Origin of the sequence: Flavobacterium sp. (assembly GCF_044377315.1) — a bacterium.
In the GTDB taxonomy this organism is placed as follows: Bacteria; Bacteroidota; Bacteroidia; order Flavobacteriales; family Flavobacteriaceae; genus Flavobacterium.
Genome location: NZ_JBILJG010000001.1, coordinates 141,343 through 151,091, shown reverse-complemented (window position 1 = coordinate 151,091; position 9,749 = coordinate 141,343). Strand labels below are relative to the sequence as shown.

Below are 9,749 nucleotides of genomic sequence, written 5' to 3'. Positions count from 1 at the left end.
ACAATCCAAAACTAGTAATCTTGGCCAAATCGCATACAGATAACAGAGGAAGTGATACCTACAACCTAAACTTATCAGACAGAAGAGCAAAATCAACCGTACAATACGTAATCTCTAAAGGAATCGATAGAGCCAGAATCTCTGGAAAAGGATTTGGAGAAACAGAACCAAAAGTTGATTGCGGACAAACATGCACCGAAGAACAATACGCGCAAAACAGAAGAAGCGAGTTCTTGATTGTGAAGTAAATTATAATATTTTATATATGTAAAAGCCTCTAATATTTTTATATAGAGGCTTTTTCTAAAAATTCAAAATGAATTTGTTTCATAAATTAATAAATCATTTCGTTGGAAATATTGCAATGTGGATCTTTTATGGTGGCAAAAAAACAATTGAAGAAGTTGCTAAAAACGACAACTCGTTTCTAGGATTTATAACCGTAATTATTTTAGCATTTATTCTCTTTTATTCGTTTAAATAAATCATCAACTTTCCTTAACTTTACAGTTCAAAAAAATTCTAAAATGGACTTTATATACCAAGATCCGTATCCAATTTTAAAAGACGATACGCAATACAAAAAACTTACGTCTGACTACGTAAAAGTTGAGCAATTTGGAGACAGAGAAATTCTAACTATTAACCCAAAAGGATTAGAATTGTTAGCGCAAGAAGCCATGAACGATGTTTCATTTATGTTGAGAACAGCTCATTTACAAAAGCTAAACAATATTTTGAATGATCCAGAAGCGACTGATAACGACCGATTTGTAGCTTATAATTTGTTGCAAAACGCAGCTGTAGCTGTTGAAGGACAGTTGCCATCGTGTCAAGATACAGGAACAGCAATTGTGATGGCAAAAAAAGGCGAAAGTGTTTTTACAGGTGCTGATGATGCCGAATGGTTGTCAAAAGGGATTTTCAATACGTTTCAAAATAAAAATCTTCGTTACTCACAAATTGTCCCGATTTCGATGTTTGAAGAGAAGAATTCAGGATCAAATTTACCAGCTCAAATTGATATTTATGCCAAAAAAGGAGCTTCTTACGAGTTTTTGTTTTTAACAAAAGGTGGCGGCTCAGCAAACAAAACATTCTTATATCAAAAAACAAAATCACTATTGAATGAAAAATCAATGGAAGAGTTTGTTCGTGAAAAAATTAAAGATTTAGGAACTTCTGCTTGTCCACCTTACCATTTAGCTTTAGTGATTGGAGGAACTTCTGCCGAGGCAAATTTAGCAGCTGTTAAAAAAGCTTCTGCAGGCTATTTTGACCATCTTCCAACTACAGGAAACATGTCTGGCCAGGCTTTTCGCGATTTAGAATGGGAACAAAAAGTGCTGCAATATTGTCAAGAAAGTGCTATTGGTGCACAATTTGGAGGAAAATATTTTGCGCATGATGTTCGTGTAATTCGTTTGCCAAGACATGCTGCTTCTTGTCCAGTTGGATTAGGGGTTTCATGTTCAGCCGATAGAAATATCAAAGGAAAAATCACTAAAGACGGAATTTTCTTAGAACAATTGGAAGTAAATCCGCAGCAATTTTTACCAGTAGTCCCACCGCATTTGGAGGCTGCAGTTGAGGTAGATTTGAATCGTCCGATGACTGAAATTTTAGCTGAATTATCTAAATATCCAATCAAAACGCGTTTAAAGTTAAACGGAACTTTAATTGTTGCTAGAGATATTGCTCATGCAAAAATTAAAGAACTTTTAGATGCAGGGAAACCAATGCCTGAGTATTTTAAAAATCATCCCGTATATTACGCTGGACCAGCAAAAACTCCAGACGGAATGCCATCAGGAAGTTTCGGACCAACAACAGCAGGAAGAATGGATGTTTATGTAGAAGAATTCCAAAAAGCGGGGGGAAGCATGATTATGTTGGCAAAAGGAAACCGAACCAAACAAGTAATGGACGCTTGTAAAACCTACGGCGGATTCTATTTAGGCTCAATAGGTGGTCCAGCAGCAATTTTAGCGCAAGATAATATCTTAAAAGTTGAGGTTGTAGATTTCGAAGAACTCGGAATGGAAGCCGTGAGAAAAATTACAGTTAAAGATTTCCCAGCTTTTATTATCACTGATGATAAAGGAAATGATTTTTTTATGAATCTTTAGTCTTAGAACAAAGAGAATAGAATATAGAAAATAGACAAACCTGTGAGTTGAAAGACTTGCAGTTTTTTTTACTTTAAAAATTATGGATTTGATATTGTCCTAAAAAATATATTAAAATAATTTTGAAAATTAAAATAATTGTAATTACTTTGTAATAACAAAAAACAGACATGGAACTTTCAGTAATAAACATCGGAAACTCAAAAGGGATTAGGCTTTCTAAAACAATCCTTGAAAAATATAACATTCATGATAAAATAGAAGTCATTCTAGAAAAAGGGTTTATTGTTTTAAAACCTAAAACTGAACCAAGAGTTGGTTGGGAAAAAGCATTCCAAAAAATGCATGAAAACGGAGACGACCAACTATTTATGAATGACGTGTTTGAAGACGAAACTTTTGAAGAATGGAAATAAATCAATATGATATCGTATTGGTTAATCTTGATCCTACGATGGGAAGCGAAATGAAAAATACAAGACCCTGCGTGGTTTTGTCTCCAAATGAAATGAATAAATATTTACAAACCATAGTTGTTGCTCCCATGACAACGAGTTCTAAACCCTACCCCACAAGAATAGAAATAAAACACAATCAAACAAAGGGTTGGATTGCTATTGACCAAATACGAACAATAGACAGAGCTCGAATAGTAAAAGGCTTCGAAACCTTAACAGCTAAAGAAGTAGTGAAAGTTAAAAACGTAATTAAAGAAACGTTTGTTGACTAAATAAAAACATAACCCTCTCACTATTATGAACTCTAAGAAGGTTTTTTGCTCTCCTGCAAGGTTTCCCAAAACCTTGTAGGTATATTAATCTCTTGATTTTAAGATATTATATTTGGCGGTCAATCAAAATAGTAATGTCTAAAATCACAAAATATTATATTTTTTTAGGGTTTAAACCCCAATAAATTATATTTTGAACAATTAACCATTTCCCTGCTTTTATTATTACGGATGATAAAGGGAATGATTTCTTCTCGGTATTAAGTCATTAGGATGAAGAAAAGAATATAAAAAAAATCCTGTCAGAGTGAACATGCCCCAAAAAGTTAGACACTATTTGGGGCATTTTTATGAGAAAAAAAAGAAGTTTTACATAAAAATTAAATTCTAAAAAATTTCTATTTTGTAACAAAAACCTGATTCATCAATATATAAACGTAAATCTTTACAATCATCAGCATCATTTAATTGATAAAAAACTCCTCTTTTACTACAATTATAAATGAAATATTTTTCTCCATAAAAACTCGTTAAATCAGAATCTGGTTTTCCAATCAGTTCAAAAATTTCTGTTTTAGATTTGTTTAATAATAAATTATTAGCCTCTTCAATATTATTGATTTGAATATCTGAACTTTTAAAGTAATTCAATAAAATAAAAAATGCTACACAACTAATGAATGCCTTTAACGATTCTTTCTCATAGGTCTGTGTTTCTTTATTCCATGATTTAAATAAAAAAAGTAATCCAATAATTACAGATAAAACTTGAAGAATTAAAATAAATGTATTCATAATAAACTAGTTTTTTTTTGATTAATAATTTTTTCCAGTATTTCATTTGGAAATACATCTAAAACAAGTTTAGCAACATATGGACTAAGAATTCTGTCAACTCCTGCTTCCATCCATTTGGGATCGTTATAAAAAGATAATTTTCTATAATTATTTGTGTTGTTTAGCTTGTCTTGTTCTACTAAAAATTGCATACGACAAATTACTTTGTAAATAAATTCATCTTTTAAAATTTTTAATTTTTGTTTTGATTTTGAAAACCCATAAACTAGAACTAGGTTGTCGGGACAATAGCTAAATAGAAAATAAGTTTCTTTACCTAATGTTTTACATTGTTCCATAAAAAATTATATTTTAAACAAAAATACCACACCACCTCAAAAAAAAATCTCTAAAAAATTTCTTAATTTGATTAATTTATTCTAATTTTGAACTATTAATTCTCATAGTATGATACAGCAACCTGAAATTAAGATTAAACAAATTCGTGAATTGAAGAATTTTACGCAAGAATATGTCGCGCAACAATTAGGGCTATCTACCCGTGCGTATAGTAAAATTGAAACTGGAGAAACACAATTAACGATTAATCGATTGAACGAAATTAGTGCTATCCTAGAAGTTCAACCAATGGAAGTTTTAGGGTTTGATGATAAGAAAATTTTTAATATCAGTCATTCAACAGGAAATAATGGTTACAATAACATATTATATCCCGAAAAACTGATTCAACAATACGAAGAAACCATACAGGCGTTAAAAGAGCAAATTGCTGTGATGAAGTTGTTAATGGGAAAATAAGAGATTCTGAAGTTGTGTATAAATTTTGCGTAAATTGAAATATTTTAAAGATAACAGTAACTACTAAAAATTAGTTTACAAACAAATAAACTTTCAAATATTAAATAGTAAACGCTTTCAAGATTATTTTATTATTTATTTTCTTGTAATAGTTTTGTCAAAGAAGGAGAATGTGATTGCGTCTTTCAAAAAAATAAATAGATGTCAAAAATGAATAGAAGGGTGAACAAGCAAGATGGTTTTTATTTTGATTCAATAGGTTGTTCTGTGGTAATTTTGGCTCAAGATAATATCTTAAAGTTGAGGTTGTAGATTTTGAAGAACTAGGAATGGAAGCCGCGAGAAAAATTACAGTTAAAGATTTCCCTGCATTAATTATTAATGATGATAAAGGAAACGATATCTTTGCTAATTTATAATTTAAAGATTACCGCAAATTCGCAAATTTTTAGTCTAAAATAGATTTAGATAATTTGTGAATTTGCGGTTAACTATTTTACAAATACTCTTAATATGCCTTTTAAAGAAACATTTTCAGAATTTTACACCAAAGTTAAATCGAGTTTAGATGATGGAACTTTTGCCAAATTAACTTTAGCAAAAACCATCGGAAATGCCGAATTGATGAATATTTACGTTCGTCCGATAATGGATGACGATGTTTTGAAATTGGAGTTAAAATTTAAGTTTCAGCAGGAAGAAATTATTGAAATTCATACGATAGAAAATGCTTTTTCTAGGTTGTTGGAATTTATAAATAATCCGTTTTTATCTGCAATTTTATTTACTACCGAATTTGATTTGACTTATAAATTAAATAAAAAACGAGCAGTAAGTATGGTGGAACAATTTCCAAGTTTTGCTCATGCATCGCCTGTGATTATAGAGTATTTAGAATCAAAAAATTAAATAAATTTCAAAATTAAAAAAGCCACAGAACTCTATTGAATTTTGTGGCTTTCTTTTCTAAAAAGAATTTCTAGTTTATATTCATCTCAGGAATATCGCCTTCAATAATTAAATCAGCTTCGGTTGAGGCAATAATATGTTCGACAGAAACTCCTGGTGCACGTTCTAATAGTTTAAATCCTTTTGGAGTGATTTCTAAAACGGCTAATTCAGTAACTACTTTTTTCACACAGCCAACACCCGTTAGCGGCAATGAACATTTTTTAAGAATTTTACTTTCGCCAGCCTTGTTCACATGCATCATGGCTACAATTATGTTTTCGGCAGAAGCTACCAAATCCATTGCGCCACCCATACCTTTTACCATTTTTCCCGGAATTTTCCAGTTGGCAATATCGCCGTTTTCTGAAACTTCCATGGCACCAAGAATTGTTAAATCTACATGTTGACCGCGAATCATCCCGAAACTAAAAGCAGAATCAAAGAAACTTGCACCAGGCAAAGTCGTGATGGTCTGTTTTCCAGCGTTGATTAAATCGGCATCTTCTTCGCCTTCAAACGGGAATGGTCCCATGCCGAGAACACCGTTTTCACTTTGAAATTCAACCGAAATATCAGTACGGACATAATTGGCAACCAATGTTGGAATACCAATTCCTAAGTTTACATAATAACCGTCTTTAACTTCTTTAGCTATTCGTCTTGCAATGTCGTTTTTATCTAACATAGTTAATGTAAAAATTTGTTAATGTGAAAATGTAACAATTGATTAATGTACCAATGTATTAATTTGTAAATTATTTAATTGCTACATTAACCAATTGTTATATTATTTATTTGATTTACTTGATGAAATAATCTTATATACAATTAACGAAATTACTCTTATTTGTTCTTTTAAATCATCATTAAAAGGATAAGATTTTGCTCTTTCACATAATAAAAGCCAATACTTTGTTTCTTCAATTTCTTTTGCAGCAATTTTCATCTTATGAATAAAGTCAGCTCTGCTCTCTGCATTTTGCGCTTCATGAATGTTTGCTCCAATACTTGTTCCAGATTTTAGCAATTGATTTGCGATAACATATTTTCTTTTTTCTTCTAACAATTCACAAAAAGTTATTATTTCTAAACTGAATTCAATAGATTTAGTAAGTATTACATTTTCTTCCATAATTGTTACACTATAAAATTGATTAATTATTACATTTTGCTTCGTGTTGTTCTCTGCTCAATTCTTTTTTCAAATTTTTCTCCTTGGAAAATTCTTTGAATCAAGATGCCAGGAATATGAACTTGATTTGGATCTAATGTACCAGCTGGAACTAGTTCTTCTACTTCGGCGATGGTTATTTTTCCTGCGCCACACATACATGGGTTGAAGTTTCTTGCGGTTCCTTTGAAAATTAAATTTCCTGCTTCGTCACCTTTCCAAGCTTTTACAATAGAAAAATCCGCTTTGAAAGCGTGTTCCATTACGTGCATTTTTCCGTTGAATTCGCGAACTTCTTTTCCAATAGCAACTTCGGTTCCGTAACCAGCAGGTGTAAAGAAAGCCGGAATTCCTGCTTGAGCAGCACGACAACGTTCCGCAAGAGTTCCTTGTGGAATTAGTTCTACATCGAGTTCGCCTGAAAGCATTTGACGTTCAAACTCGGCATTTTCACCAACGTAAGACGAAATCATTTTTTTGATTTGTTTTTGTTGTAATAATAATCCCAAACCAAAATCGTCAACACCTGCATTGTTGGAAATACAAGTTAGGTTTTTAGTTCCTTTTTTAACCAATTCGGCAATGCTGTTTTCTGGAATTCCGCAAAGTCCGAAACCGCCTAGCATTATGGTCATATTGTCTTCAATACCTTGAAGTGCTTCTTGAACAGAGTTTACTTTTTTGTTAATCATATTTTGAAACTATGTTTTTTATATTTTCACTAACTTTTATTTGTTCCTAAACATTCTGATAGTCTAGCCCTGATGGTCGAATTGCTCTCGCAATTACCTTTATCTTTTTTCTTTAAAAAGATAAAGATATAGCGTACAGCAGGATTAGCTCCTAAATTATTCAATTTGAAATTCATCAATATCTTGTTCGGCCTGAATGGTATCGTTTTCGGCTGGTGTATAGGCTCTTGGTTCCCAACAATCTACTTTTATAGATAGGTTGACTGGTTTTTCAAATTCTTCGGTAGAAACGTTTAGCTTTTCGTCTGCATAACATTTTTTCATAAAAATACCCCAAATAGGTAAGGCTGCCGTTGCTCCTTGACCATAGGTAATGCTTTTGAAACGAGCCGAACGGTCTTCGCAGCCAACCCAAACACCTGTTACAAGATTAGGAACCATTCCCATAAACCAACCATCAGATTGATTTTGTGTTGTACCTGTTTTTCCAGCAATAGGATTTTTAAGCACATACGGATAACCTGTTACACGGTTGTAGCCATGACCACCACCATCGGTACGAAGTCTATCTCCTGAACCGCCTTCGGTAACACCTTCAAGCAATTTGATAACAGCAAAAGCAATGTCTTTGTTCAATACATCATGCGATTCGGGAATTGGTTCGTAAATTACAACACCATTTTTATCTTCGATTCTTGAAATAAATTGTGGTTTGATGTAAACACCTTGATTGGCAAATGTGCTATAAGCCGCCACCATATCATGAACTGTAATATCAACGGCTCCAAGTGCAATAGATGGTTGAACAGGTATGTCAGATTTAACGCCTAATTTGTGCGTTAGTTCGACTACTGCTTCTGGACCAACTCTGTCGATTAGTTTGGCCGAAACGGTGTTAATAGAATTTGCCAATGCTTTTTTGAGAGAAACCATTCCGCGATAACGTTGATCAGAATTACGAGGTTCCCAATCTTCGGTTACGTGGTGACGCCCTTTTCTTATCATAAATGGACCGTCGATAATAGTATCGCATGGTGAAGCACCTAATTGTTCGATAGCTGTTGCATACACAAAAGGTTTGAATGTTGATCCAACTTGACGTGCGCCTTGCCCTACGTGGTCGTATTGGAAATATTTGTAGTTGATTCCGCCAACCCATGCTTTGATATGACCAGTTTGTGGTTCCATAGCCATCACGCCCGATTGTAGAAAATGTTTGTAATATCTTATAGAATCTGTTGGCGACATTATGGTATCTCTTTCGCCTTTCCATGTGAAAACTTTCATTTTGGTTTTGACTGCAAATGATTTGATAATAACATCCTCGTCTTTTCCTTGTGCTTCCATTTGTCTCCATCTTTCGGAGTTTTTCATGGCTTGCATCATCAATTTTTTAGTTTCAGCATCAGAAATATTTACAAATGGTGCGTTTTTATTGCCTTTTTGTTGGGCGTCAAATTCTTTTTGTAGATTGGTTAAATGGTCAGTAACCGCTTCTTCTGCATAGGTTTGCATGCGCGAATCGATAGTGGTATATATTTTCAAACCATCTTTATAGATATCGTAATCTGAACCATCTGGTTTTTTGTTTTCTGCCATCCATTTTTTCATAAAATCACGAAGATATTCTCTAAAATAAGTTGCGATTCCTTCATGATGACTTTCTGGTTTGAAATGTAAAACGATAGGTTTTTTTTCTAATTTTTCTTTATCTGATTCTTTAAGAAATCCGTTTTTTACCATTTGTCCAAACACAACATTTCTTCTATCTTGTACTTTTTCTATTCGGCGAACAGGATTAAATAGTGAAGGATTTTTTAGCATTCCAACAAGCATTGCGCTTTCTTCAATAGATAAATCGCGAGGTTCTTTTCCGAAATAAACCTTTGCTGCCGAACGAATTCCAACAGCAGTATTCACAAAATCGGCTTTGTTGAGATACATTGCAATGATTTCATTTTTAGTATATTGTCTTTCTAAACGAATAGCGATAATCCATTCTTTTGCTTTCTGAACAATTCTAAAAGGTAAAAATTTAGAACCTTCTCCATGAAAAAGAAGTTTGGCTAATTGTTGAGTAAGTGTACTTGCACCACCTTTAGAGCCTAAGCTCATCATGGCTCGTAATGTTCCGCGACCATCAATACCTGAATGGTCATAAAAACGTTCGTCTTCGGTGGAAACTAATGCGTTAACTAGGTGTTTTGGCAAGTCGCTATATTTTATTGAAGTACGGTTTTCGTTGTAAAATTTACCAATAGTAACACCATCGGTAGAAATAATTTCGGTTGCCAAATTTGAATTAGGATTTTCTAAATCTTCAAACGAAGGCATTGAACCAAAAAGTCCCCAAGATGCAAAAAGAAAGAATAAAAAGATGCCTCCAAGTCCGTACAAGAAGATTTTCCAAAATTTCTTTTTATAGTAATTAATGTCTTTTATCTGATTTGCAGTATTAGATTTTGTTGTGGCCATACGAA

The 9,749-nt window shown here is 32.9% G+C and carries 13 protein-coding genes and 1 pseudogene; 8 read left to right on the top strand and 6 right to left on the bottom strand.

Annotated features, from left to right (window positions below):
* The 5 genes from ACIQ66_RS00720 to ACIQ66_RS00700 form a co-directional block, all read left to right on the top strand.
* Positions 1-248 (top strand): OmpA family protein (locus ACIQ66_RS00720; protein ID WP_396210899.1); only part of this gene is annotated, 248 nt, incomplete at its 5' end.
* Positions 249-316: 68 nt separating this feature from the next.
* Complete coding sequence (locus tag ACIQ66_RS00715; RefSeq protein ID WP_396210898.1) at positions 317-484, top strand: hypothetical protein; 168 nt, start codon at positions 317-319, stop codon at positions 482-484.
* Positions 485-527: 43 nt separating this feature from the next.
* Positions 528-2,129, top strand: coding sequence for a fumarate hydratase (locus ACIQ66_RS00710; RefSeq protein ID WP_396210897.1), 1,602 nt, complete (start codon positions 528-530; stop codon positions 2,127-2,129).
* Positions 2,130-2,299: 170 nt separating this feature from the next.
* On the top strand, positions 2,300-2,545 hold the full coding sequence (locus ACIQ66_RS00705; protein ID WP_396210896.1) for an AbrB/MazE/SpoVT family DNA-binding domain-containing protein: 246 nt from the start codon (positions 2,300-2,302) through the stop codon (positions 2,543-2,545).
* Entirely contained in the window at positions 2,536-2,859 is a 324-nt protein-coding gene (locus tag ACIQ66_RS00700; RefSeq protein WP_396210895.1) for a type II toxin-antitoxin system PemK/MazF family toxin, read from the top strand. Before ACIQ66_RS00705 ends, ACIQ66_RS00700 begins: the two co-directional genes overlap by 10 nt.
* A gap of 387 nt (positions 2,860-3,246) precedes the next feature.
* Here the strand turns inward: ACIQ66_RS00700 and ACIQ66_RS00695 are convergent, their stop codons facing one another.
* Together ACIQ66_RS00695 and ACIQ66_RS00690 are read right to left on the bottom strand one after the other, a co-directional pair.
* The gene (locus ACIQ66_RS00695) at positions 3,247-3,654 is read right to left on the bottom strand and encodes a hypothetical protein (protein ID WP_396210894.1); all 408 of its coding nucleotides are present in this window, start codon (positions 3,652-3,654) and stop codon (positions 3,247-3,249) included.
* Entirely contained in the window at positions 3,651-3,995 is a 345-nt protein-coding gene (locus ACIQ66_RS00690) for a hypothetical protein (RefSeq protein ID WP_396210893.1), read from the bottom strand. The genes ACIQ66_RS00695 and ACIQ66_RS00690 overlap by 4 nt, the downstream gene beginning before the upstream one ends.
* Before the next feature lie 109 nt (positions 3,996-4,104).
* Between ACIQ66_RS00690 and ACIQ66_RS00685 the strand changes: the two genes are divergently transcribed.
* The 3 genes and pseudogenes from ACIQ66_RS00685 (at position 4,105) to ACIQ66_RS00675 (ending at position 5,364) form a co-directional block, all read left to right on the top strand.
* Positions 4,105-4,455 (top strand): helix-turn-helix domain-containing protein, encoded by a 351-nt coding sequence (locus ACIQ66_RS00685; RefSeq protein ID WP_396210892.1) that lies wholly within the window; start codon positions 4,105-4,107, stop codon positions 4,453-4,455.
* A 228-nt stretch (positions 4,456-4,683) separates the two neighbouring features.
* A pseudogene (locus tag ACIQ66_RS00680) lies at positions 4,684-4,874 on the top strand (fumarate hydratase C-terminal domain-containing protein); the annotation flags it as partial.
* A gap of 94 nt (positions 4,875-4,968) precedes the next feature.
* A complete protein-coding gene (locus ACIQ66_RS00675) occupies positions 4,969-5,364 on the top strand; it encodes a hypothetical protein (protein WP_396210891.1) in 396 nt (131 codons plus the stop codon).
* Between the two features lie 70 nt (positions 5,365-5,434).
* On the opposite strand, the gene ACIQ66_RS00670 is transcribed toward ACIQ66_RS00675, so the two are convergent.
* The 4 genes from ACIQ66_RS00670 to ACIQ66_RS00655 form a co-directional block, all read right to left on the bottom strand.
* Positions 5,435-6,091 (bottom strand): CoA transferase subunit B, encoded by a 657-nt coding sequence (locus ACIQ66_RS00670; RefSeq protein WP_396210890.1) that lies wholly within the window; start codon positions 6,089-6,091, stop codon positions 5,435-5,437.
* Positions 6,092-6,193: 102 nt separating this feature from the next.
* Positions 6,194-6,538 carry a four helix bundle protein gene (locus tag ACIQ66_RS00665; protein ID WP_396210889.1) on the bottom strand — a complete coding sequence of 115 codons (345 nt, stop codon included), beginning with the start codon at positions 6,536-6,538 and terminating at the stop codon, positions 6,194-6,196.
* 29 nt (positions 6,539-6,567) lie between these two features.
* Positions 6,568-7,269 (bottom strand): CoA transferase subunit A, encoded by a 702-nt coding sequence (locus ACIQ66_RS00660; protein ID WP_396210888.1) that lies wholly within the window; start codon positions 7,267-7,269, stop codon positions 6,568-6,570.
* A 156-nt stretch (positions 7,270-7,425) separates the two neighbouring features.
* Positions 7,426-9,744, bottom strand: coding sequence for a penicillin-binding protein 1A (locus ACIQ66_RS00655; protein WP_396210887.1), 2,319 nt, complete (start codon positions 9,742-9,744; stop codon positions 7,426-7,428).
* Positions 9,745-9,749 lie beyond the last annotated feature (5 nt).

What these genes read in the sequence shown, in the direction of transcription:
- ACIQ66_RS00715 (WP_396210898.1), top strand. Translation starts at nt 317, where the DNA reads ATGAATTTGTTTCATAAATTAATAAATCATTTCGTTGGAAATATTGCA.
- ACIQ66_RS00710 (WP_396210897.1), top strand. Translation starts at nt 528, where the DNA reads ATGGACTTTATATACCAAGATCCGTATCCAATTTTAAAAGACGATACG.
- ACIQ66_RS00705 (WP_396210896.1), top strand. Translation starts at nt 2,300, where the DNA reads ATGGAACTTTCAGTAATAAACATCGGAAACTCAAAAGGGATTAGGCTT.
- ACIQ66_RS00700 (WP_396210895.1), top strand. Translation starts at nt 2,536, where the DNA reads ATGGAAATAAATCAATATGATATCGTATTGGTTAATCTTGATCCTACG.
- ACIQ66_RS00695 (WP_396210894.1), bottom strand. Translation starts at nt 3,654, where the DNA reads ATGAATACATTTATTTTAATTCTTCAAGTTTTATCTGTAATTATTGGA.
- ACIQ66_RS00690 (WP_396210893.1), bottom strand. Translation starts at nt 3,995, where the DNA reads ATGGAACAATGTAAAACATTAGGTAAAGAAACTTATTTTCTATTTAGC.
- ACIQ66_RS00685 (WP_396210892.1), top strand. Translation starts at nt 4,105, where the DNA reads ATGATACAGCAACCTGAAATTAAGATTAAACAAATTCGTGAATTGAAG.
- ACIQ66_RS00675 (WP_396210891.1), top strand. Translation starts at nt 4,969, where the DNA reads ATGCCTTTTAAAGAAACATTTTCAGAATTTTACACCAAAGTTAAATCG.
- ACIQ66_RS00670 (WP_396210890.1), bottom strand. Translation starts at nt 6,091, where the DNA reads ATGTTAGATAAAAACGACATTGCAAGACGAATAGCTAAAGAAGTTAAA.
- ACIQ66_RS00665 (WP_396210889.1), bottom strand. Translation starts at nt 6,538, where the DNA reads ATGGAAGAAAATGTAATACTTACTAAATCTATTGAATTCAGTTTAGAA.
- ACIQ66_RS00660 (WP_396210888.1), bottom strand. Translation starts at nt 7,269, where the DNA reads ATGATTAACAAAAAAGTAAACTCTGTTCAAGAAGCACTTCAAGGTATT.
- ACIQ66_RS00655 (WP_396210887.1), bottom strand. Translation starts at nt 9,744, where the DNA reads ATGGCCACAACAAAATCTAATACTGCAAATCAGATAAAAGACATTAAT.